Raw genomic sequence first — 25088 nt, 5'->3', positions numbered from 1 at the left:
GGTTGTGTCCTGGATGGTTTGCCATCCCTCCTCACTTTCGGAGATTGATATGCGTCTTGCTTCCACTAAAACTGCGGCGGTCCTGTGCGGCGGCCTGTTACTGGCCCTGAGCGTTCCGGCCAGCGCTGCAGTCGACGCTAAATTGCTCGACATGCTCAAGGCCAACGGCCAGATCACCAATGCTCAGTACAGCGAACTGCAAGCTGAACTGGCACGGGACCAGAAAGAGCAGCAGATCGCACGGCAAGCTCAACAAGAGACCAACGAACAGATCGCGGCCACCGCGAAGAAAACCAATGAGCTGAGCAGCTTCGACCAGAAGCTGGCCTGGGCGGCCAAGACTCAACTCAAGGGTGATGTGCGTTTCCGTCACGAAACCATCAAGATCGACGGCACCCCGAACAACGGCGGCAAAGACAAGGATCGCGAGCGCATCCGTGCGCGTCTGGGCGCTTTTACCGAGATCAACTCGCAGGTCGACACCGGTATTCGTGTCGCCACCGGCAGCAGCGACGATGCGCGCTCCACCAACCAGGACCTGGATGGTTACTTCAACAAGAAGTCGATCTGGCTGGACCTGGGTTACATCGACTACCACCCGACCCAAATCAAGAACCTGCACGTGATCGGCGGCAAGATGTTGCAGCCGTGGGTCAGCATGGGTGATGTGATCTGGGATAGCGATATCAACCCGGAAGGCCTGGCCGTCACCTACAAATACCCACTGGGCAGCAGCGCCGAACTGTTCGGCAGCCTGGGTAACTACAGCCTCAAGGACAACGTCAACGGCGACGGCGTGCAATTTCGCAACGACCTGCGTATGACCGCCGGCCAGCTGGGCTCGCGCTTCTCGTTGACCGACAACCTGAAACTGACCCTGGGTGGTAGCGTCTACGCCTTCCAGAACGACGAAGACAGCCGCTGCCCGACCGCTGGCTCCTTCCAGTGCCTGACCCCGGCCGAAACCGTCGCGAACACCACCGCCGGCAATGCCAGCGAGTACCGCCTGTATGAAGGCTTCAGCCAAGTCGATATCGGCGGCCTGGCCGTACCGTTGTCGTTCTATGGCCAGTACGTGCAGAACACCAAGGCCACTGACAAAGACAAGGACACCGCCTGGTTGCTCGGCGCCAAGTCCAAAGTGTTTGGGCTGAACCTGGACTACAACTACCGCGACGTACAACGTTATGCGGTGGTGGGTGCCTTTACCGACTCCGACTTCGCCGGCGGCTTCACCGGTGCACGCGGTCACAAGTTCAAGGTCGGCTACGACATCGACAAGAACTTTGCCATCGGCGCCACTTACTTCCTGACCAAAGCGGACTACGCCAGCGCCACCGGCTATCGCGATGCGAACGCCAACACCCTGCAGCTGGACGCAGAAGCCAAGTTCTAACTGTCAGTGCTGAAAGCCTTGGGCCAGGACGGCCCGAGGTGGCTACAACAGCCTTGCGTGGGTGGATCGGTCCCCATCATCCGTCCGATCCAGCCACGCGAGCCTGCTTATTCCCCGCCTTTGTGATCCTTGAGTCGTTCTTCAGCCAACCGCTGCGCCAAGGCCTCCACACCCTCTACCGGCTCATCCGGCATTATCTTCAGCGTCGCCTGCATCAGACGCATCTGGCGGATAAACCGGCGGCAGTTCGGGCAGAACATCAAGTGATGACGCACCAGCAGACGCTCGCGAAAGGTCAATTGCCCATCGAGATAGTCACTGGAACGTGCCACTTGTTCTTTACAGGTCAACATTCGCCCGTTTCCTCAAAATGCTCCACCGTGGCGAAGACTTTAAGCCGTGCTCGATGCAACAGCACACGGACATTGGAGAGCGACAGCGTCAGAAGATTACAGATCTCTTCCAACTCCAGCCCCTGGCGTTCACGCAGCACCAGCACGCTGCTCTGCAACTCAGACAAACTCAGCAACGTATGCTCCAGGCATTTACGCAGTTCATCCTCGGTCAGCAGGGCTTCCGGAGTGTCCTGGTGCCAGGCGTAGGGGGCGACGGCCCAGTGGCCATCGTCGGGGGAGAAACGGTCATCGCCAATCGTGCCATGGGGCGAAGGCAGGTCGTCGAGCAACACTTCGCGACGATTCTGCTTATAGCGCCCTTTGGCGGCGTTGGCGGTGATGGTCAGCAGCCAGGTCTTGAGGCTGGAACGCCCCTCGAACTTGGCCAGGTTGCGCACCACCGACAGCCAGGCGTCTTGCACGACTTCGTCGGCGTGACGCTGGCCGACAATGGCATAAGCCACCGCCCGCATGGCGCTCTGGTAGGTGGTGACCAATTCCTTGTAGGCCCGCTGCTCACCCTTGAGCAGGCGTTCAAGCAGGTGCGCGTCGTCCGCTGCTGCCATTCAAGACCTCGATTGTCTTAGCGTTTGCGCAGGATCACGCTGCCGATCGAATAGCCCGCGCCAAACGAGCTGAGTACCGCCACGGAGCCCTTGGGCAAATCGTCCTGGTATTTGTGGAACGCAATCACCGAGCCCGCCGAACTGGTATTGGCGTAAGTATCGAGGATCACCGGCGCTTCTTCCACCGAGGCTTCGCGGCCCAGCAGTTTCTTCACGATCAGGTGGTTCATGCTCAGGTTGGCCTGATGCAGCCAGAAGCGCTTCACATCGGCTACGTTCAGCTGGTTTTCTTGCAAATGCACGCCGATCAGCTCGGCCACCATCGGGCACACATCGCGGAATACCTTGCGGCCTTCCTGTACGAAAAGCTTGTCCGGAGCGCCGACGCCCTCTTCCGCCGTGCGGTTGAGGAAGCCAAAATTGTTGCGGATGTTATTCGAGAACTTGGTCAGCAGCTTGGTGCTCACCACATCGAACTGATGCTCGGAAGTCGCCAGGTCGGCGCGCTCCAGCACCACGGCAGTGGCCGCGTCACCAAAGATGAAGTGGCTGTCACGGTCGCGAAAATTCAGGTGGCCGGTGCAGACTTCCGGGTTGACCATCAAAATCGCCCGCGCCTGGCCCAGTTGGATGCTGTTAGCGGCGTTCTGGATGCCGAAGGTGGCCGAGGAACACGCCACGTTCATGTCAAAACCAAAACCTTGGATACCCAAGGCTTCCTGGACTTCAATGGCGATGGCCGGGTAGGCACGTTGCAGGTTGGAGCAGGCGACAATCACGCCGTCGATGTCGGCGGCGGTCTTGCCGGCGCGTTGCAGGGCCTGTTCGGCAGCACCGGCGGCCATCTGGCAGAGCACCGACCACTCGTCGTTGCTGCGCTCGGGCAGGCGTGGAGCCATACGCTGCGGGTCGAGAATGCCGTCCTTGTCCATCACGAAACGGCTCTTGATACCCGAGGCTTTTTCGATGAAGGCTGCACTGGATTCGGTCAGCGGCTGCACGTCACCGCGCTCGATGGCGGCGGCGTTGTCGCTGTTGAACTGATGCACGTAGGCATTGAAAGACTGCACCAGCTCTTCGTTGGAGATGCTGTTGGCCGGGGTGTACAGGCCAGTGCCGCTGATGACGACGTTATGCACGGTCGTTCCTCTAAATCTGTCAGGCAGAAGATATTGGTACCGTCGTACCAAACTATAGGTAGTTCGATCCCGCCCAGCGGACATCAAACTGGCATCGCTTTATTCCATCGCGTCGCAGCCCTTCACGACGATCCCGGCATTTATAGGCGCGAAGTTTGCCACAAACCCTGGGATTTGGCGCCATATGCCAGATAAACACCCTGGTCAGAGGCTTACACACAACCCTGTGGTGAGCGAGCTTGCTCGCGCTGGGGCGCGAAGCGGCCCCATTCCAAACCCCTGTGGTGTTTCAGCAATATCTTGATTGCCTGTACGAGGGGCCGCTTCGCGCCCCAGCACGGGGCAAGCCCGCTCACCACAACAAGCCCGCTCACCGCACCGCAGAGGATCTACGGGGGTCAAGCTTCGACCAAACTCCATTGCTTGCTCAAGCGCTTGTCGGAAATCGGCACTTTGGTGCCCAGTTGTTGGCCGAACAACGACACGCGATATTCCTCCAACCACCAGCGATAGAGCTCCAGCTGAGGGTCGCGCTTGCCTTCCTGGGCATGTTTTTTCAGGCGGTTTTCGTACTGCGTCCACAAACCGGCCAGTTCGCCGCTCCACACCCGATCCTTTTGCACCTGGCTTGGCAGTTTCTCCAGGCGCAACTCGATGGCCTTGAGGTAACGCGGCAATTCCTTGAACCACTGAGCCGGGGTTTCCCGCACAAAACCCGGGTACACCAAGTGGCTCAGCTGCTGCTTGATGTCGTTCAGGGCCACGGCCTGTGCCAGGTCGATCTTGCCTTTGAAACGTTTTTGCAGGCTGTGCCACAGTTTCAGCACGTCCAGGGTCAGGCGCGCCAGGCGTTCGGCGTGTTCGGTCCAACTGCCACGCTTGCGCTCAGCCAAGGCGGCCAGGCCAGCACCATCGCGCGGCAGGCTGGCTTCGCCTTCGAGTACGCAGGTGTCGAGGCTGGCCAGCAAGATGTCTTCCACTAGCGCATCGATGCGCCCCAACTCGCGGTACATCAGGCCCAGCTCGGTCAAACCCGGCAATTTGCCACGCAGGAATTTCGCCGGTTCCGCCAGTTGTTGCATCAGCAGGCGCTGCAACGCCCGGCGATGCTGGAACTCCGCCTCGGCAGCCGTGGAGAAGCGCCCTTCCTTGACCGTGCCGTTTTCTTCCACCAGCGCCGGATACACCGTCATCGACAGCCCGGCGATCTTCTGTTGAGTCTTTTCCGCCACCGCCGCAAACACCTTGGCTTCCACCGGCTGTTGGCTTTTCGCGGTTTGCGGCACGGCCAGCGCGGCCTGGCTGGCCTCGGCAAAGCGTGCGGTCAGTTCGGCCAGGTCGCGGCCTTCGCCGAGGAACTTGCCCTGACCGTCGACCACTTCCAGGTTCATCTTCAAGTGGCTTTCCACCTGCTGCGCGGCTTCGGCCCAGGCTTCATCGCTGACCCGCGCACCGGTCATACGCAATAACTCACGGCCCAACGCCTGGGGCAACGAGCCCTGGCCGAACTCGATACGTTGCAGCGCAGCCTTGACGAAGTCCGGCACCGGCACGAAGTTCTTGCGCAGCGCTTTGGGCAGGTTACGCACCAAGGCAATGCACTTGGCTTCGATCACCCCCGGCACCAGCCATTCCAGGCGCTCCGGCGGCAACGCAGGCAAAAGTGGCGCCGGCACGCGCAGGGTCACGCCGTCGCGTGGGTGATTGGGTTCGAAGTGGTAACTCAACGCCAGTTCCAGATCGCCCAGGTGCAGGGTGTCCGGATAATGCGCGGCGGTGACTTCACTGGCCTCACGGGCCAGTACGTCCTCTTCGCGCATAATCAGCAGCTGCGGGTCTTTCTGGCTGTTGATCTTGTACCAGCTGTCGAAGGTCGCGGTTTGGTGGATCTCCGCTGGCAACCGCGCGTCGTAGAAGGCGAACAGGGTTTCCTCGTCCGCCAGGATGTCGCGACGGCGCGCCTTGGCTTCCAGTTCGTCGAGTTGCTCCAGCAGTTGCTGGTTGGCCGTGAGGCACTTGGCCCGCGACTGGATCTCGCCACGCACCAGACCTTCGCGGATAAACAACTCGCGAGACACCACCGGGTCAATCGGCCCGTAATGCACCGGCCGACGCCCGACCACAATCAACCCGAACAGGGTGATCTGCTCAAAGGCCACCACCTGGCCGCGCTTCTTCTCCCAATGGGGTTCGAAGTGGTTTTTCTTGATCAAGTGCCCGGCCAGCGGCTCGATCCAGTCGGCGTCGATCTTGGCGACCATGCGCGCATACAGCTTGGTGGTTTCCACCAGCTCGGCGGTCATCAGCCATTGCGGACGCTTCTTGCCGATGCCCGAGGACGGGTGAATCCAGAAGCGCCGCTGACGCGCACCGAGGTAATCGCCGTCTTCGGTTTTCTGGCCGATCTGGCTGAGCAGGCCGGAGAGCACCGCCTTGTGCAGTTTCGGGAAATCCGCCGGCTCTTTATTGACGGTCAGCTGCATGTCGCGGCAGATCAGGCTCAACTGGCGATGGGAGTCGCGCCACTCGCGCAAACGCAGGTAGTTGAGGAAGTTCTTGCGGCACCAGTTGCGCAGCGGGCTGGCGGTCAGTTCCTGGCGCTGCTCTTCAAAACCGCGCCACAGATTGACCAACCCGGCGAAGTCCGAATCCGGATCTTTCCATTGCGCGTGAGCCTGGTCGGCCGCCTGTTGACGCTCCGGCGGACGCTCGCGCGGGTCCTGGATCGACATGGCACTGGCGACGATCAGTACTTCCTGCAAGCTGCCGAGCTTGGCGGCTTCCAGCAGCATGCGGCCCATGCGCGGGTCCACCGGCAGGCGCGCCAACTGACGGCCCAATGGCGTGAGCTGACTGTTGCGGTCCACCGCCGACAGCTCTTGCAGCAAGTTGAAACCGTCGCTGATGGCCTTGCCGTCCGGCGGCTCGATAAACGGGAAATCGGTGATCTCGCCGAGGCGCAGGTGCAGCATCTGCAGGATCACAGCCGCGAGGTTGGTGCGTAGGATCTCCGGGTCGGTAAATTCCGGACGCCCGATAAAATCTTCTTCGCTGTACAAACGCACGCAAATGCCGGGCTCGACCCGACCGCAGCGGCCTTTACGCTGGTTGGCGCTGGCCTGGGAAATCGCCTCGATCGGCAGGCGCTGCACCTTGGCGCGGTAGCTGTAGCGGCTGATGCGCGCGGTGCCGCTGTCAATCACATAACGAATGCCCGGCACAGTCAGCGAGGTTTCCGCGACGTTGGTCGCCAGCACCACGCGCCGGCCCGGATGGGACTGGAAAATGCGCTGCTGTTCGGCCGGCGACAGGCGCGCATACAGCGGCAGGATCTCGGTGTGCTTGAGCTGGGCCTTGCGCAGCATGTCCGCGGCGTCGCGGATCTCGCGCTCGCCCGGCAGGAAGACCAGCACATCGCCAGGGCTGCGGCGCTCGCTGCGCTCGTAGGCGGCGATTTCATCGAGGGTGGCGAGTATCGCCTGGTCTACGGTCAAGTCATCCTCGACGCGGTTGCCCTCCTCGTCCTGCTCCAGGGTCAACGGGCGATACCAGGTGTCCACCGGGAAAGTACGGCCCGACACTTCGACAATCGGCGCGTCGTCGAAATGCTTGGAAAAACGCTCCAGGTCGATGGTTGCCGAGGTGATGATGACTTTCAGGTCCGGACGACGCGGCAGCAAGGTCTTCAGGTAGCCCAGCAGGAAGTCGATGTTCAGGCTGCGTTCGTGGGCTTCGTCGACGATGATCGTGTCGTAGCGTTCCAGGTAGCGATCGTTCTGGGTTTCCGCCAGCAGGATGCCGTCGGTCATCAGCTTGATCAGGGTGTTGGAATCGCTCTGGTCTTCAAAACGTACCTGATAGCCGACCAACGCGCCCAACGGTGTGGCCAACTCCTCGGCCACCCGACTGGCAACGCTGCGTGCTGCAATTCGCCGTGGCTGGGTGTGACCGATCAGACCGAACTGGCCTCGACCGATTTCCAGGCAGATCTTCGGCAACTGGGTGGTCTTACCCGAGCCGGTCTCACCGGCAATGATCAGCACCTGGTGCTTGTTCAGCGCGGCTTTGATCTCATCACGCTTGGCCGCAATCGGCAGGCTGTCGTCGTAGCGGATCACCGGCAGGCTGGCACGCCGCGCCGTGACCTGGGCGCAAGACGCCTGCATGCGCGCGACCCACTGCGCCAGCTTTTCCTCGTCGGGTTTCTTGCGCAGCTCAAGCAACTGCCGCCGCAAGCGGTGGCGGTCGGCGAGCATGGCGTGATCGAGGGTCTTGAGCAGTTGGTCGATAGTGGGCGCTTGGTCGGTCATCAGGGTGGCAAAGGTCTTCTGGGTGAGGCAGGGCGCGCCTGCATAACGGTGGACGGAAAAAACGAGGGGCGATTGTCGCAGATTTCTACATTTCTGGAGATGTTCAGTCAGTGACTGGCCGCGTCGCGCCTGCGAATGAACATATTTCTTACGAGAGAAAGTCGCTCATCCGACCATCTCACCATGCAAATCCGATGGTTTGAGTGACGTACGCAGGGTCAAATCAACCTGCCAGAAGCCATTGGCAGATCGCTGTATCGTTCATGAAACCGGAGCTTTTATGCCTATCGATTCGACAAACAGCCAACCTTATCTACCCAGCTACTCTGTATCCATGCAGGCCCAACCGCGCTCGGCAGCGTCGGAACCACCGCCCAAATATGAGTTCCCGCCCGCCTACACCGAAAAGCCGTCGTCCAACGCAGCCCCGCAGAGCGCGTCGACACCGCCCACCAATTTGACGGCCAATCGAATCTCGAACTTCCACACGTCCAGTCAGGCAGTACGCGGCATGAATTTCATGAGCGGCCTGTGACGCAATAGTAGTGGAACCACTCGGCACATTAGAAACAACAGCCCCCCCCAAGCTCATCGCACGAGGTTTGTATGCCCATCAACTCCAACAACCACGCGTACAGCGGCAATACCCACAGTTATGCCGACAAATATCAGTCTATCGCACCTGAAAACAACGCATCCCAAGGCTCCTGGCTTAAACCCTCCGGGAGCCAGTCATCCGCGCCACTGCTCGATCAACAACCCACTTCAGCACTGAGCCCAAACAGACAAAAGAAACTCGAAGCGCTCAAAAAAAACAAAGACAAGCTGGAAAACCTGCCCGCCACGTTCCCGACACCCGCGCTTCCCGCGTCAAGTTTTCAACCTGCTATCAATCTGACGCAAAAACGCATCGATCAACTTTCGAACCCGCCAAAAACCAGCAACCCGATCACAAAGTTCAATAACGCCCGCGAAGTCAAACAAACCGATAACGCGCTTAACAAAGAAATGGCATCCCTATACAAACAGGCTCGCGACGTGCAAACCAACGGTACCAATCCCACCGATAAGAACCGAGCGTCCAACGTTACGGATGAGCTGACGGTGATGGGTCGAGACCAATCCTGGCTGAAGGATGTCCGCAAGGAAAACCGTAAAGGAAACAGCTGACGCTACCAAGGCTGCCTGGCCTGAGCGGCGCTTTAAGGTTTAGTTAAAAGCTTTTACTGGTTCTCCTCCCACCGACGCCGGTAAGGAAACACATCAATCACCTTACCGGCGCGAATCGCCTCCTGCAGCCCTTTCCAGTAATCGGCGTTGTACAACTCGCCATGCAGCTCATCGAACAACTTGCGTTGGCCAGCATCCGCAAACAGGAACGGCGGGAATTCCTCAGGGAATACATCCAGCGGGCCAATGGAGTACCAGGGCTCGGAAGCCATTTCATCTTCTGGGGTACGCGGCGCGGGGATGTGGCGGAAGTTGGCCTCGGTGAGAAAGCAGATCTCATCGTAGTCGTAGAACACCACGCGGCCATGGCGAGTGACACCGAAGTTTTTCAGCAGCATGTCGCCGGGAAAGATGTTGGCCGCCGCCAGTTGTTTGATCGCCAGGCCATAGTCTTCCAAGGCTTCACGCACCTGGGCGGGGTTGGCGTTGTCGAGGTAGAGGTTGAGCGGGGTCATGCGCCGTTCGGTCCAGCAGTGGCGGATCAACACCGTGTCGCCTTCGACTTCGACGGTGCCAGCGGCCACTTCCAGCAATTCGGCCAGGCATTCGGGCTCGAATTTGCTCAAGGGGAAACGGAAGTCGGCGAACTCCTGGGTATCGGCCATGCGCCCGACCCGGTCGACGCTTTTGACCAGCCGGTACTTCTCGATCACGGTGGCGCGGTTGACGTTTTTCGACGGTGAAAAGCGGTCCTTGATGATCTTGAACACCGTGTTGAAGCCCGGCAGCGTGAACACGCTCATGACCATGCCACGCACGCCGGGGGCCATGATGAATTGATCGTCGGTGGTCGCCAGGTGGTTGATCAAGGCGCGGTAGAACTCTGACTTGCCGTGCTTGTAGAAACCGATGGAGGTATACAGCTCAGCGATGTGCTTGCCCGGCAGAATGCGCTTGAGAAAGCCGATGAATTCCGCCGGCACCGGCACATCCACCATGAAGTAGGAACGGGTAAACGAGAAGATGATCGACACGTCGGCTTCGTCGGTGATCAGCGCGTCGATCTGGATGCCCTGCCCTTCACGGTGCAGCAGTGGGATCACCAGTGGCCATTGTTCGTCGCGAGTGTAGATACGCCCTACAAGGTAGGCGCCTTTATTGCGGTAGAGCACCGAGGAAAACAGCTCGACCTTGAGGTCCGGGTCCTTGCACACCCAGTCCGGCAGGTTTTCCCGCATTTGGGTCTCAAGGCGGCGCAGGTCGCCGGCCAGGTCGGCGTAAGGCTCGCTGAAACGGTAGTCGGCAAAGATCTGCGCGAGCATTTCCGGGATTTTCCCGGCAGGCGTGTAGGTACGCGTCTGCGCGGCCCGTGCCCGGCGCAGGCTGGGCCGGGTGGTGTGGATGAACATGCAGCCGTCGCTGATCAGGTCGTGGCTGAACAGACCGCAGAAGATCGAGTTGTACCAGGTCTCGGACAGCTCATCGTCGAAACGCAGGTCGATCAGGCCGATGTAGGCGCTTTTCACCACGGGCCACTGGTCAACATCGAGTAATGCGCCGTCATCAAAGCTGCTGCGCAAACGCGCAATCACTTCGCTGACCTTTTCTTCATAGAGGTTGATCCGCGCCGCCGACGCCGCCTGCCCCTGCTGCCACTGGGCCTTTTCAAAACGCTCGCGGGCGCCATCGGTGATCTGGCGAAAGTGCTCACGGTAATCGTCGAAGCCATCGAGGATCATCCGGGCGACAGCGAGGGCGAGGGCGGATTGGGACATGCGGGAAACCTCTGCGGGCATCTGGAAGCCCTGAGCTTAGCCAGTGTACGAGAACAGGAGAAGGGTCATTTCTTGCGCTGCCTTGTACAACTTCGTTCATTTCGTACATTTATTTTCAATTTTTTTAATTCGACCATCCGGTCAATAAACGCACCCAAAAGTCGCACTGCGCTTTTCCCGCACGCCTGCAACGGCGGGGCTTGGCTGTCCAATGCCGAAAAACCTTGCTCAACGCTGGGCGCGATCTCCGCTCGGCGCTTTGGATCCAACTAAGGGAAACCCTGATTACCAGGGTGATGGCACTTTGATATATAGCGCGCCCTCTCCCACCCTAACAAGGTCCAAAGACCGATCCGGGAACAGGTTCTAATCGCCCAAGGAGCATTGAGATGTCATTGAGGAACATGAGGATCGGTCTGCGTGCCAGTCTGAGTTTTGGGGTTTTGGCCAGCTTGCTGGTGATCGTCGGGATGTTTGGGCTGGGCCAGATGGCCAAGTTGCGGCAGAGCGCACTGGTTATCGAAGAATCGTGGATGCCGAGCATCGAGAACATCCACGACAGCGCGGCCTTCGTGGCCAGTATCCGTCTGGAGGCGTTGCGCCTGGCAACCACCGACGAATCGCGAATCCGTGACAACAGCAAAGCCTTGATCACCCGCCAGCGCACCGAGCTGCAAACCTTGCTCGATCATCACAAAACCCTGCTCAGCGGCGATGAAGAACGCGAAATGCTCAAGCAGCTCGAAGGTAACGTGAATGCCTACCTGACCCTCGTCGCGCAGATCGTTGCCCTGGTGGACAAGGACCAGCAACAGGACGCCATCGATCTGCTCAACAGCCGCCTGGCGCCACAGGGCGTGATCCTCAACAAAAGCCTGGAGGACATGATCACCTTCAACCAGAGCGGTGTGGAGACCGCCGTGGACTCCGCCGCGCAGACTTATTCCAGCGCACAGTGGATCGTCGGTTCGATCATCGTGTTCGCGCTGATCGCCACCTTGCTGCTGGCCTGGCTGCTGACCCGCAGCATCACCGCCCCGCTCGGCCAGGCCCTGATCGTGGCCCGCACCATTGCCGGCGGCGACTTGAGCCAGCCGATCGCCGTCAGCGGCAAGGACGAACCGGCTCAATTGCTCACGGCCCTGGCCACCATGCAGGCGCAGTTGCAAGGCACTATCCGTGGCATCAGCGAGTCGGCGCAGCAGCTGGCTTCTGCGGCCGAAGAGATGAGTTCGGTGATGGAACAAAGCACCCGAGGGCTGCAAGCGCAGAACGACGAGATCGAACAGGCCGCCACCGCCGTGACCGAAATGAGCGCGGCCGTGGACGAAGTGGCGGGCAATGCGGTGTCCAGCGCCGAGGCGTCCCAGGCCTCCGACGAGGACAGCAAGCACGGCCACTACCAGATCAGCGAAACCATCAGCTCGATCCAGAACCTGGTGGACGAAGTGCTCGGCGCTTCAAACAAAGCCGAAGGCCTGGCGGTACAGGCCCAGGACATCAGCAAGGTGCTGGAAGTGATCCGAGGCATCGCCGGGCAGACCAACCTGCTGGCACTCAACGCCGCCATTGAAGCGGCCCGCGCGGGCGAGGCCGGGCGTGGTTTTGCCGTTGTCGCCGATGAAGTGCGCTCCCTGGCGCAACGCACCCAGGATTCCACCGAAGAAATCGAGCAGATGATCACTGGTATCCAGCAAGGCACCCAGGACACCGTCGAAGCCCTGAACAGCAGCGCCGAACACGCCGGCCAGACCCTGCAACGCGCCAACAGCGCCGGCAGCGCCCTGGAAAAAATCACCGCAGCCATCTCGCAGATCAGCCAGCGCAACCTGGTGATCGCCAGCGCCGCCGAACAGCAGGCGCTGGTGGCACGCGATGTGGACCGCAGCCTGGTGAACATCCGCGACCTGTCCACCCAGACCGCCGCCGGTGCCACCCAGACCTCGGCGGCCAGCCAGGAACTGTCGCGCCTGGCGGTGGACCTGAATGGGCTGGTGACGCGGTTTGTCCTGTAATCATTGGAAATGTCATGCAACACTCGCGGGCTTATTGAGGTAGGAGTGTTGCGTGAGACCTGTCGACAGCCTGTATTTGCTAGGGCTCGCTGCTATTTGGGGGGCGAGTTTCCTGTTCATGCGCATCATTGCGCCGGAGATCGGCACGGTGCCGACCGCGTTTTTCCGCGTGTCGATTGCCGCCGCCGGGTTGCTGGTGATTTTGTCGATGATGCGCGTGAGCTGGGATTTCCAGGGCAAGTTCAAGACCGTGTTGCTATTGGGCGTGATCAACTCCGGGATCCCGGCGACCATGTACTCGGTGGCGGCCCAGGTGTTGCCGGCGGGTTACTCGGCGATCTTCAACGCCACCACGCCGTTGATGGGTGTGTTGATCGGCGGGCTGTTTTTCAGCGAACGCCTGACGCCGTCAAAAATTGCCGGCGTGTGCCTGGGCTTGTTCGGTGTGGGTGTACTGACCCGCGCCGGGCCCGTGGCGTTTGACCTGGAATTGTTGATGGGCGCGCTGGCCTGCTTGCTGGCGACCACCTGTTATGGCTTTGCCGGGTTCCTGGCGCGACGCTGGCTGGACCAGCGCGGCGGCTTGGACAGTCGCCTGTCGGCCCTGGGCAGCATGCTCGGTGCGACTTTGTTCCTGTTGCCGTTTTTCGCCTACAGCGCAATCAGCCAACCGCCCGCGAGTTGGGGTGGGTGGAAGGTGTGGGTGTCGTTGCTGGGCTTGGGGCTGGTGTGTACGGCGTTTGCCTACATTCTTTACTTCCGCCTACTGACGTCCATTGGACCGGTGAAGTCGATGACCGTGACCTTCATGATCCCGCCGTTCGGCGTACTGTGGGGCGCGTTGCTGCTGGATGAGCCGTTGTCGATGGCGCACTTGTATGGCGGGGTGTTGATTGCGGGGGCGTTGTGGTTGGTGTTGCGACCGAAAAAACTGTGAGCGGGCTTACCACTACAATCCAACCGCGAATGTAGAGGGAGTTTCATGGGGCCCAGCAGGACGGGTGGCTATAATGCCGCGCAGATTTTCCCAAGGATTCCCCATGATCGCATTACCCTGGCTGTACCTGGCGCTACTTTCCCTCGGCTACCTGCTGGCCTTGATCTACGGGCAACTGGGGATACTGGCGGGGGTGTCCGTCGCCCTGCTGCTGATCGCCGGCTACGCCGTACGCCAGCAACGCACGCCGTGGGCACGCTACCTGGGCCACGGGTTGTTTATCGTATTGGCACTGAGCCTGGCGATGCACTGGTTGCCCGGCTTCTACAACGGACGTGGCATTGCCCCACAACATCTCACCGACGATGCCGTGCCCTTCTCGATGTTCCTGAACCAGGACAAACCGCTGATCGGGTTCTGGCTGCTCCTGGCCTGCCCGTGGATCGTGGCACGGCGCTCGCTGCGCCTGTCGATCTGCGTGACGGCGCTGGCGTTGACCCTCACCGCCATCACCGCTTTGGGCACCGCCGCCTTGCTGGGTGTCATCAGTTGGGCACCGAAATGGCCGGACCAGGCCTGGCTGTGGGTGCTTAACAACCTGTTGTTGGTGACGTTGGTCGAGGAGGCGCTGTTCCGTGGCTATGTCCAAGGTGGCTTGAGCCAGCGTTTCAAGCATTTGCCCTACGGCGACAACCTCGCGCTGCTGCTGGCCTCGCTGCTATTCGGGGTGGCGCACCTTGGCGCGGGCTGGCATTGGGTGCTGCTGGCGAGCATCGCTGGGGTGGGTTATGGCCTGGCGTATCGGTTCGGCGGTTTGGGCGCGGCAATAGCTACGCACTTTGGCTTGAACTTGATTCACTTCGGATTACTTACGTATCCAATGTTAGGTCCCACAACGTAGGACATGTACCACACAATAAAACGATAATTCGCTCAAACATTTCGCCCCTTAAAAACTCAACATCAAAGTCTTCGCCGCACTTTTAAACTTCAACTTGCAAACCCATTAGCGTACAGCTTCATATTACAATCAGGTGGGCCTGCGCCGATCAAAGCCCGCGCCGAACGTTCAAAAAAATCATGCGCCCACCGCCCTCTCCCCCGCTCGGATACGGATGGGTTGCACCCCGATTTTTTCCGCGCGGCGCTCCTCCCCAGCGCCCTGTCAACGCGTTTTTTTCGCCCTGTTACATTTTTGTTATTTCTTGTAACAATTTCGTCATTTCCGACCAGCGGCGCCCATAAATTCTTGAAAAAGTCTATTTTGAATATTTTTTCCATTATTTTTCAATGATTTACGTAAAATTATTCATTTCCGATTAGTTCCATTGAGATTCGCCCCGATACCTGCTGCCAGTACGAAAGTAAACCGTTTGATCAATTTTTTTCGCGAAGATTTATCGGATCCAAAGTGGTACGGTGCCTGCGGCTTAAGGTATGACTACGCGCCTCTCAGAAGGATTGTCGCGACATGCCTGAGCGAATTTTCGGAGTCACATAGGCCACGGATCGCGCTAAATGGAACTGTTTTCTTTTTCAATATCCCCCTTCCTTTAGAAGCTTCGCACCCCGTTGCGAAGTTCGGTCTTTCTGTTTTTTAATATTGGGACAGTTAGTTAATTTACACCCAAGCGGCGTATTTAAATTATCAAACACCAATCGATGCTTCGGTAATAAAGTGATTAAAAACCCCATTAAAACCCTGTCAATTTTTGGCACACGCCCCGAAGCCATCAAGATGGCGCCTCTGGTCATCGAGCTGAAAAACGACGATCGATTTGAATCGAGGGTTTGCGTTACCGCGCAACATCGGGAAATGCTCGACCAAGTCCTTGATCTGTTTGACCTGACCCCCGACTACGACCTCAACATAATGAAGGCGGGCCAAGGCCTGACAGGCGTGACAACGGCCATCCTGCAGGGGCTCAAGCCCGTGCTCGAGGACTTCAAGCCAGATGTCATCCTGGTCCACGGCGACACCGCAACCACCTTCTCCGCAAGCCTGGCCGCCTATTACCAGCAAATTCCCATCGCCCATGTCGAAGCGGGTTTGCGCACCAACAACTTGTATTCACCGTGGCCTGAAGAAGGCAATCGGCGCCTGACCGGCAGCCTCGCGACCTTGCATTTCGCGCCGACCCAGAACTCTCGACAAAACCTGCTCAATGAAGGGGTCGACGAGGGCGCCATCCACGTCACGGGAAACACCGTGATCGATGCCTTGCTTAAAACCGTGCAGAAACTCGACGACCCCGCCACCCGCGTGCGCGCCCAGTTCGACGAGCAGTTCTCGTTTTTGCCCAAAGAGAATCGCCTGGTCCTGATCACCGGCCACCGTCGGGAAAATTTCGGTGATGGCTTCGAGCGCATCTGTCAGGCCTTGGCCAACGCGGCACGCGAGTATCCCTTGGTGGAGTTCGTTTATCCGGTGCATTTGAATCCCAATGTACGCGAACCCGTACAACGCCTGCTGGCGGGTATCAGCAACGTGCATCTGATCGAACCGCAAGACTACCTGCCGTTTGTCTACCTCATGACTCGCTCCTACCTGATCCTCACTGACTCCGGCGGCATACAGGAAGAAGCACCCGCGCTGGGCAAGCCCGTGCTGGTGATGCGTGACACCACCGAACGCCCTGAAGCCGTGGACGCCGGGACGGTGAAACTGGTGGGCACGGACGTGGAATCGATCACCCACAACTTGAGCGTTCTGCTCAGTGACAACGCGGCCTATCAAGCCATGAGCTTTGCCCACAACCCCTATGGCTCGGGCGAAGCATGCGCATTGATCCGGGAAGCGTTGATGACATTGCACGTTGAAAAAAATCGGGGCGCGCCATGAATTTTCCAAGAGTATCGGTCATCGGCCTGGGTTACATCGGCCTGCCCACAGCAGCCATCTTTGCCTCTCGCAAAAAGCAAGTCATCGGTGTCGACGTCAACCAGCACGCTGTAGACATCATCAACCGCGGCGAAATACATATCGTCGAGCCCGACCTGGATATGCTGGTGCACGCCGCCGTTACCGAAGGGTACCTGCGTGCGACCACCACACCCGAGCCGGCCGATGCATTCCTGATCGCCGTACCCACGCCGTTCAAGGAAAACCACCAACCGGATCTCAGCTACATCCAGGCAGCCAGCCAAGCCATCGCCGCAGTCTTGAAAAAGAACGACCTGGTGATCCTGGAATCGACCTCTCCCGTCGGTGCGACAGAACAAATGGCCGCGTGGCTTGCCGAAGCGCGTCCGGACCTGACCTTCCCCGCCACCCATGGGGAACAATCCGACATCCGTATTGCCCACTGCCCGGAGCGGGTATTGCCGGGGCACGTGCTGCGCGAACTGGTCGATAACGACCGGATCATCGGCGGCATGACGCCTGCCTGCTCGTCCGCCGCCGTACGCCTGTACGAAGCGTTTGTCGAAGGCGAATGCATCATCACCGACACCCGCACAGCCGAGATGTGCAAGCTCACCGAAAACAGCTTTCGCGATGTGAACATCGCGTTTGCCAATGAGCTTTCGATGATTTGCGCCGAACTCGAGATCAACCCTTGGGAGTTGATTCGCCTGGCCAATCATCACCCCAGGGTCAACATCCTTCAACCTGGCCCCGGCGTGGGCGGGCACTGCATTGCGGTCGACCCCTGGTTCATCGTGAGCAAGACGCCAGACCTGGCCAACCTGATCCGCTGCGCCCGCGAGGTGAATGATCGCAAGCCGCTGTGGGTCATCGGGCAAGTCAAGACGGCCTTGGCGGAGTTTCTGCTCAAGCATCGCGACATGTCGGCACGCCAGGTACGTATCGCCTGCTACGGCCTTGCCTTCAAACCCGATATCGATGACTTGCGCGAAAGCCCGTCGCTGAGTATCGCCCAAGTGTTGGGTGAAGAACTGGGCGTTGAATTGATGTTGGTCGAGCCGAACATCGAAGCGTTGCCCGCCTCGCTTGCCGGCCACCAACTGGTGGACACCGCGTATGCGCTGGACAGCGCTCACATCCACGTTTTGCTGGTCAAGCACCGAGAGTTCAAATCCATGGGCGATTTGCGCAACGAGGCGATCGTGATCGACGCCGCCGGCGTGTTCGCGGCCTGATAAGGATATTGAAGATGAATAGCGTCCAACTCCCCACGCCAGCGGAAGCGCCTGCGCCCCTGGCAGACATTCATGATCGCGTAATGGAGGCGTATTACGGGAAGTTGGGCGAACACTTCATGCGTGAAACCCAGGCACGTATTCACTGGATTTGCGCCCAGGTCTGCGGGAGTAAAGTACTGGATGTGGGCTGCTCCCAGGGTATCGTCCCGCTGCTGCTTGCCCGTGAGGGTTGCAATGTCACCGGCGTCGACACCAGCCCCCAGGCCATTGAGGAAGCCAGGCACTACCTGGCCAACGAACCCATCCACGTGCAGGAAAAAGTCTGCTACGTGAATGCCGACTTCTTGACGCTGAACACTCAGGACACCGAGCCGGACACTATTGTGATCAGCGAAGTGCTCGAGCACCTGGTGCGTCCGGAATTGTTTGTGGAGAAAGCCGCCTCCCTGCTCAAACCGGATGGCTGCCTGATTATCACTGTGCCGTTCGGCGTCAATGATTTCATCGACCACAAGCACACGTTCTACTTGCTTGAGCCCTTGCGCCTGCTCAGCAAGCATCTGCACATCACTCAGGTAAAGGTGCTGGGCAAATGGCTTGGCGTAGTGGCCGTCAAACCAAAAGACGCAACCACACCGGCCCCTCTGGACATGGGCATCGAACAGGTGGCCAACCTCGAAAAAGCGTTCGAAGCCATCGAACGCAACCTGCAAAACAGTTTGACCCACACCAGTAAACAGCTGGCAGAGGCGAACACGAAATATCGAGCCGCCACCGAACAGATTGCCCAACTCAAGCCCGAAGCGGCGAAGGCCAAGGCGCTGCAGCAGACCGTCAGCGACCAGCGATCCGAGCTGGCCAAACTGGCGGAGCTCACGTCAAGCCTGGACGAATCCAATAAAAAGCACCAGGTGGCCATCGAGCACAACCAGCAACTCAAGACACGCTTGAGCGAGCTGGAAGCAATGAAGCTAGATCAGCACGCGCAGTACCAGTGCGAACTGGACGAACTGCACAGCCGGCATGCTGACGCGCAGGCCCGATTGAACGTGCTGAACGATGAGCTCCAAACGCTCAACGAGCAGAACCTGCGCCTGCAGGAACACGTCACGGAGGAACGGACAAGCCGTCACCTGGCACAAACCGAACGGCTGAATGCCGTTCACCAAGCCGAAGAGCAGCGCCATGCACAGGAATCGCTCCAATCGAACCTGGAAAAAGACATCGACACGCTGCTGCTGCAAATCGACGGGCTTCATGTCCAGTATGAGCAACAAATCCTTGAACTCAATCAGGCACTCAAGGCTTGCCGTACACAGATCGTGGAACTGACAGACGCACTTGATCAGGAGCGAACCTCTCGCCCGCTGCTGGAAAGTGATCTGCAGCGCAAGGCCGAACATCTGGATGAACGCGAACAGACCTTGAGCCTGGTACAGCGTGAGCTGGCCTCGTGCAAAAGCTGGCTGGAAGAGGCCAACAAAAAATACCGAGAGGCGACGGATGCCCAGATTCCGCGACTGAACGCCGAGCTGAATACGCTGCGCGAACAAAGCGACGCCCAACAGCGTCAGATCGAAGCGCTGAATGACGACCTGCGCAACTCAGAAGCCAAGCGTCACCAGGCGGAACAGCGCCTGATCAAGACACGTTCGAGTCTTACCTACCAATTGGGCTACCAATTGAAGTCGAGCGCCGGTTCATTGGGTGGCATGGTGCGTCTGCCGGCCAATCTGCTCAACCTGTATCGTCAAGCGGCCAAGACCCGCAAGAACAGCCATGCCTCGGGCAACACCGTTGAAACACCGGTTGCAGCACTGCTGCCCCCCCCTACCGAGCCGGTGTCGCTGCCCTCTTTGCTGGACGATATCAGCCATGCGCGCAGCAGCCTGCTCAACGATGCAACAGGCACGGCAAGCCCCTTGAAAGTCGCCTGTGTGATGGACGAATTCACCTTCGGCTCGTACCGCAATGAGTGCAACCTGCTGCCCCTGACACCGCACAACTGGCAAGTAGAGCTTGAAGCGTTCCAGCCAGAGCTGCTCTTTATCGAATCGGCATGGCGCGGCAAGGACGATTTGTGGGGCAGCAAGATCGGGCACAACAGCCATGAGCTGCAAGACATCCTCAAATGGTGCGGCGAGCACAAGGTTCCAACGGTTTTCTGGAACAAGGAAGACCCGGTCCACTTCGAGACCTTCCTCTCCACTGCCAAACAGTTCGACTTCGTGTTCACCACCGATATCGACTGTATCCACCGCTACAAAGGTGCGCTGGGTCATGAGCGCGTATACCTGCTGCCCTTCGCTTGTCAGCCGGCCGTGCATAACCCGGTGGAACTGTATGAACGCAAAGACGCGTTCTGCTTCGCAGGCGCCTACTACGCGCGCTATCCCGAGCGTACCCGCGACCTCGCCAGCTTTGTCGGCGAATTGCCGCGCCTGCGTCCACTGGACATCTTTGACCGCAACTTCGGCAAGGACGACAAGAACTACCAGTTTCCCCCGCAATACCAGCCCTACATTGTCGGTACCCTGAGTTTTGACCAGATCGACCTGGCCTACAAAGGCTACCGCTATGCAATCAACCTCAACTCGATCAAACAGTCGCAGTCGATGTTCGCCCGTCGCGTGTTTGAACTGCTGGGCTCCAACACCATCACCGTCAGCAACTTTTCCCGAGGCGTGCGCCTGCTCTTTGGGGATTTGGTCATCACCACAGACAATGGCCCGGAAATGCTGCGCCGGCTGAGCCTGCATACCACGGATGAGCGATACAGCGACAAATTGCGCCTGGCTGCCCTGCGCAAGGTCATGCAAGAGCACACCTACGCGCATCGACTGAACTACGTGATCAGCAAGGTAACCGGCGAGCCACAAGCAAACCTATTGCCTCGTGTGTGCATCGTCGCGAAGGCGGAGAACGCCACGCAGCTTGCGGCGTTGAACCAGCACGTCATGCGTCAGCGCCACCCTGATTTCCTGATGCACGTAGTGGTGGATGAAGACCTTTGGTGCGCGTTACCTGCCTGTGATCCGCGCGTGCAACTGCTGACGCCGGCACAGGTCGCGTCTACCCCACTGAAAACCCTGGCGGGCGATGCGGCTTGGCTGGGAACGATGGTTGCCGACGATTATTACGGCCCCAACTACCTGCTCGATCTGGTCTTGGCGACACGCTACAGCCAGGCGCGGGTGCTGGGTAAAACCACGTACTTTGTCCAGGATGCCAACGGTATCCAATTGGTCAACCCAGGCCAGGCATACCACTGCCCTGAGACGCTGGCCGTACGAACTGCACTGATCCACATCGACTTAATTGGCGACCAGAGCGTCAACACCTGGCTGAAAAACGCACCCGAGTTGCACTATCCCCACGCGCAATGCCTGGCCATCGATGCCTTCAACTACTGCAGGCACGCAGGCGGCACGGATGTTTCGGCCGTGGTAGACGACCTTGAACTGGACACCGGCATCAGCATTCATGAGCTTCAACGTCGCGCCGAAGCCATCGCCCCCCTGCAGAACAGCCATACCTCGCCAGAAATCTGCGGCAGCCAACTGGCAGCCTTGTTTGAGCCAATGCGCAGCAAGCACCTCAAGGAAACGGTTGAGGGCCGCGAATGGCAAATCGAGTCCACCCTTGAAGATGGCAAGCATGAGTACCACTACGCCAAGCAGGAACTGACCGTCGATGTGCTCGGTGGCGGGAACAAGGTCAAGCTCTACCTCGACGCGACACCAGGGCTGAATATCCAATGGGTGGTGCTGTTCCTCGATGCGCAGAAGCAGCGCATCAGCCATGTGATGCAACATGCCAACCGCAACCACACCTTCGACGTCCCGCCCGAAGCGGCCTTCGTCCGCCTGGGCGTGCGCGTCTACGCCAACGGCAGCGCACATATCAAGGCGCTGGTGCTGGGCCATCGTGATCTGCAGCCATCAGACATGCTGGGCAAAGCCGAGCACTTACTGATCACCAACCATTACCCGGCCTACGACGATCTGTACCGCAACGGTTTCGTCCATACGCGTGTCACGGCCTATAAAGAACAAGGCATCAACGTCGACGTGTTCCGCCTGCGCAACAACGAGTCGGTGAGCTACCACGAGTTCGAAAACGTGGATGTTGTCACCGGTTCTCAGGCAACACTGACGAAGATGCTCGAGTCCGGCGCCTATCGGTCAGTACTCGTGCATTTCCTCGACCCCGCCATGTGGGAAGTGCTGCGCAAGCACCTGGACCACATCAACCTCACCGTATGGGTCCACGGCGCTGAAATCCAACCCTGGTGGCGCCGCGAATACAACTACAACACGCAAGAGCAACTGGCACTGGGCAAACTCGACAGCGAAAAACGCATGGCCTTCTGGCGTGAGTTGCTGCAGCCAATGCCGGCCAATCTGAAGCTGGTGTTTGTATCGCGCTATTTCGCCGAAGAAGTGATGGAAGACCTTGGCTTTCGCTTGCCAGAAAGCCAATACGAGATCATTCACAACCCGATCAATACCGAGCTGTTTTCCTACGAGGAAAAGCCGGTTGAGCAGCGCAAGAAGATTTTATCGATTCGGCCGTATGCGTCACGCACCTATGCCAATGACTTGAGTGTCAAAGCGATTCAATTGTTGGCGCAGAAGCCATGGTTCAGTGAGCTGCAGATACTCATGGTGGGCGACGGTCCGCTATTTGATGAAACCCTTGCGCCCTTGCGCCAGTATCCCAATGTCCAGATTCAAAGAGGCTATCTGCCCCAGGCTCATATCGCCAGACTTCACAAAGAGTTCGGGGTATTCCTGTGTCCAAGTCGGATGGATACCCAGGGTGTGTCGCGTGATGAAGCAATGGCGTCGGGGTTGGTACCCGTGACCAATGCCGTGGGTGCAATAGCGGAATTTGTCGACTCGGACTGCGGGTATTTATGTGATCCTGAATCATTCAGTGGGTTAAGCGATGCCATGGAAGCGCTGTTTCTCAACCCCATGCTCTTCGCCCAAAAGTCCGCACACGCCAGGCGGCGTGTCGTAGGGCAGAGCGAGAAAACACATATCTGCTCCGCTGAACTCACTCTGATCGGTAAAATGAGTCATCCATGAACACGCCATTCAAGCACTATTTTTTTACCAACTTCGGTATCGGCATCAAAGACGAACTATGGCTGATGTACCGCATGGAAATACTTTTGAATACAGTATTTCCATCGTTGGCGAATCAAAGTAACACCGATTTCGAATGGGTTATTTTTGCCGACACGCAATTACCCATCGTTCACTTGCACCGTCTACAGCAGGCCATCATCAAGACACAGCTGAATGCAAAAATCATTCAGGTCGACGATTACTCTCTGGTCAGCCACGAAGTGTCGCAGTTGCTCAAGACCGTGGACGCACACACGCTGATCACGTCGCGCATCGATGACGATGACTGTATTCACAAAGATGTAGTAGCCCATATCCAAGACGCCGCGTTGAACAGCACGCTTTCAGAGCACGTACTGGTCATCTCACTGAATAACGGCATCGAGTTTCTACCTTCCGACAACTGCTATCGTGAAGTCACTTACGACACGCTGGCATTAGCCCTCACCTTGGTAGACCGCACGCCGGGGGTGAAGGAAAAAAGTATCACGCAATACGCGCACCACCTTGTGATTAAAACACTGGAAAAACAAGGCATCCCGTCTACGCACATCGCCTTGAAGAAGCCTTATCCGCTGTTTCTTTACACTAAGCACCCTCTCAGTGATTCCTACTTCTTTGGCGCGCGCGCGAGAATCCTGGGTGACACTGAAAAAAAGATCGGCTTCGATCCCTCTTTTTTTCAGCACTATGGTCTGTCTCAGGAACAATTGAACTACTTGTGCACGATGTTGCGCCAATCACCCATTGGCATGCCACACAAGTACCTGGAAAAACTCGGCAATCTACGCAACGAAATTAAGAAAGAGCTGCGCACTCCGTCTGAAAATACAGCGCGCGAACTTGAGTCCCTGACGGCAAAAAAAGAACGCTTCGAGCGACGTGCAGTTCGTCCGAACCCCGTTAATGGCGCTTCCAACAAAGTGAGAGTGGCCATTCTTGGTTCGTGCGTGACACGAGACCTTTTTGAGTTTCAGAAGTCGGCGCTGGACGACTTTGAAGTGTGCTTCTACATGGCCAGGTCTTCAGTCGTTTCTTACATGGGAATGCCGTGCACGGACGCAAGAGTACGGGTGGCCGGCGAAGGATTCGAAGATAAACGTGCGGCTTACGACCTTGCCAAAAATCATTGGGAGGATCTGGAGAAGTCTCGACCGGATATTATCCTTGTCGACTTCATCGATGAACGCATCGGTCTGATCCAACACAACGGTTCGATTTTTTCCGCCAGCGGACCACTGATCAAGGCCTTTGAACGCGCCGCAATCGACTTTGAGATCAAGCGGCCATGGAGTGTTGAAGCAAAAGCACTCAGGGCATGGGCACTCCCCGCATTTCTGGAGAAAGTCTCGTCCATATGCCCGAATATTTTCGTGCATAAGGCAGTTTGGGCAAGCACCTATCGTGACAAGGCCAATCAAGTTGAGTCGTTTGATACTTCTGAGTTCGCAAAACTTATCGAACTGAACAACGAGATCATCTCCACGATGCTCGCACCCCTTGAAGACAGTTCGACAGCCGTCGAGCAGATTGGCGGCATGGAGGCTGGCCTGATGGCCGGTGGTGACCACAAGTGGGCGTTCTGTCCCTATCACTACACCAGCGCTTACTACAAAACCGTGGCGAAACAACTACTCGCCCGCATCATGAATTAACAACCAACATTAACTCTGAGCATTCACCATGAAAAAAACAGTCATCCTTCTCACTGCTCTGCTCAGCTTGGCGGGTTGCGGAAACGAAAACGCTTCGCCGTCACAGGGCGCCGCGAACCCCGCAAACAAAAGCACACTGATACTGAGTGACGGCGAAAAAATCTCCCTCAGCGGTGATCTGGTCAAGACGATTGCCAAGCCGAATGCCAAAGGCGAGTTGAAGCTGCATGAAGTCAAATTCAACTCAGGGGCAAAAGTCGCAGAAAACGCTGTTTTTCAAAAATTTTCAACGCTGGGTTACACCCGCAAAATCATTGAAAACAGTGACAAGGCATTCAAGGTTCACTACTACAAAACCGGCCTTCCGGTGGTAGGAAGTATTTATCATGAACAAACCACTACCACGGGCCAGACCAGCCAACTGTCGCTGTACTGGCAGTCAATCTGAATAATACCGACCAACGCAGAGGGCCTCAGGGGCCCTCGCGACC

16 protein-coding genes are annotated in these 25088 nt (G+C 58.1%); 11 read left to right on the top strand and 5 right to left on the bottom strand.

Annotated features, from left to right (window positions below; translation table 11 throughout):
- Positions 1-49 precede the first annotated feature (49 nt).
- Positions 50-1396 (top strand): putative porin, encoded by a 1347-nt coding sequence (locus HX823_RS03445; protein ID WP_038848022.1) that lies wholly within the window; start codon positions 50-52, stop codon positions 1394-1396.
- A 107-nt stretch (positions 1397-1503) separates the two neighbouring features.
- Here HX823_RS03445 and HX823_RS03440 read toward each other — a convergent pair whose 3' ends face one another.
- The 4 genes from HX823_RS03440 to hrpA all read right to left on the bottom strand — a co-directional run bounded on the left by HX823_RS03440 (position 1504) and on the right by hrpA (position 7806).
- A complete protein-coding gene (locus HX823_RS03440; protein ID WP_177074120.1) occupies positions 1504-1749 on the bottom strand; it encodes an anti-sigma factor in 246 nt (81 codons plus the stop codon).
- Positions 1743-2357 (bottom strand): RNA polymerase sigma factor, encoded by a 615-nt coding sequence (locus HX823_RS03435; protein ID WP_016979344.1) that lies wholly within the window; start codon positions 2355-2357, stop codon positions 1743-1745. The genes HX823_RS03440 and HX823_RS03435 overlap by 7 nt, the downstream gene beginning before the upstream one ends.
- A 17-nt stretch (positions 2358-2374) precedes the next feature.
- Positions 2375-3496 (bottom strand): beta-ketoacyl-ACP synthase III, encoded by a 1122-nt coding sequence (locus HX823_RS03430; protein WP_177074119.1) that lies wholly within the window; start codon positions 3494-3496, stop codon positions 2375-2377.
- A 398-nt stretch (positions 3497-3894) separates the two neighbouring features.
- Positions 3895-7806 carry an ATP-dependent RNA helicase HrpA gene (gene hrpA, locus HX823_RS03425; RefSeq protein WP_177074118.1) on the bottom strand — a complete coding sequence of 1304 codons (3912 nt, stop codon included), beginning with the start codon at positions 7804-7806 and terminating at the stop codon, positions 3895-3897.
- Positions 7807-8086: 280 nt separating this feature from the next.
- Here hrpA and HX823_RS03420 point away from each other — a divergent pair, with 280 nt between their 5' ends.
- The gene (locus tag HX823_RS03420; protein WP_177074117.1) at positions 8087-8341 is read left to right on the top strand and encodes a hypothetical protein; all 255 of its coding nucleotides are present in this window, start codon (positions 8087-8089) and stop codon (positions 8339-8341) included.
- Between the two features lie 71 nt (positions 8342-8412).
- Positions 8413-8976, top strand: coding sequence for a hypothetical protein (locus HX823_RS03415; RefSeq protein WP_038848014.1), 564 nt, complete (start codon positions 8413-8415; stop codon positions 8974-8976).
- A gap of 53 nt (positions 8977-9029) precedes the next feature.
- Here the strand turns inward: HX823_RS03415 and aceK are convergent, their stop codons facing one another.
- Positions 9030-10751: a bifunctional isocitrate dehydrogenase kinase/phosphatase gene (gene aceK, locus HX823_RS03410; RefSeq protein WP_177074116.1), complete on the bottom strand. Its 1722-nt coding sequence runs from the start codon at positions 10749-10751 to the stop codon at positions 9030-9032.
- A 389-nt stretch (positions 10752-11140) separates the two neighbouring features.
- Between aceK and HX823_RS03405 the strand changes: the two genes are divergently transcribed.
- The 8 genes from HX823_RS03405 (at position 11141) to HX823_RS03370 (ending at position 25045) form a co-directional block, all read left to right on the top strand.
- Positions 11141-12766: a methyl-accepting chemotaxis protein gene (locus tag HX823_RS03405; RefSeq protein ID WP_038848009.1), complete on the top strand. Its 1626-nt coding sequence runs from the start codon at positions 11141-11143 to the stop codon at positions 12764-12766.
- A gap of 52 nt (positions 12767-12818) precedes the next feature.
- Positions 12819-13703: a DMT family transporter gene (locus tag HX823_RS03400; RefSeq protein ID WP_177074115.1), complete on the top strand. Its 885-nt coding sequence runs from the start codon at positions 12819-12821 to the stop codon at positions 13701-13703.
- 103 nt (positions 13704-13806) lie between these two features.
- Entirely contained in the window at positions 13807-14604 is a 798-nt protein-coding gene (locus tag HX823_RS03395; protein ID WP_177074114.1) for a CPBP family intramembrane glutamic endopeptidase, read from the top strand.
- A 792-nt stretch (positions 14605-15396) separates the two neighbouring features.
- Positions 15397-16545 (top strand): non-hydrolyzing UDP-N-acetylglucosamine 2-epimerase, encoded by a 1149-nt coding sequence (gene wecB / locus HX823_RS03390; RefSeq protein WP_080642404.1) that lies wholly within the window; start codon positions 15397-15399, stop codon positions 16543-16545.
- Positions 16542-17804 carry a UDP-N-acetyl-D-mannosamine dehydrogenase gene (gene wecC, locus HX823_RS03385; RefSeq protein ID WP_038848002.1) on the top strand — a complete coding sequence of 421 codons (1263 nt, stop codon included), beginning with the start codon at positions 16542-16544 and terminating at the stop codon, positions 17802-17804. Before wecB ends, wecC begins: the two co-directional genes overlap by 4 nt.
- A gap of 14 nt (positions 17805-17818) precedes the next feature.
- Positions 17819-22900, top strand: a complete 5082-nt coding sequence (locus HX823_RS03380; RefSeq protein WP_177074113.1) for a methyltransferase domain-containing protein — start codon at positions 17819-17821, stop codon at positions 22898-22900.
- Positions 22897-24597 (top strand): DUF6270 domain-containing protein, encoded by a 1701-nt coding sequence (locus tag HX823_RS03375; RefSeq protein WP_177074112.1) that lies wholly within the window; start codon positions 22897-22899, stop codon positions 24595-24597. Before HX823_RS03380 ends, HX823_RS03375 begins: the two co-directional genes overlap by 4 nt.
- Positions 24598-24625: 28 nt before the next feature.
- On the top strand, positions 24626-25045 hold the full coding sequence (locus HX823_RS03370) for a hypothetical protein (protein ID WP_177074111.1): 420 nt from the start codon (positions 24626-24628) through the stop codon (positions 25043-25045).
- Positions 25046-25088 lie beyond the last annotated feature (43 nt).

This window comes from Pseudomonas sp. P7759 (assembly GCF_013386445.1).
GTDB classification, from domain to species: domain Bacteria; phylum Pseudomonadota; class Gammaproteobacteria; order Pseudomonadales; family Pseudomonadaceae; genus Aquipseudomonas; species Aquipseudomonas azotoformans_A.
This window is presented reverse-complemented; position numbering and strand designations above follow the sequence as displayed.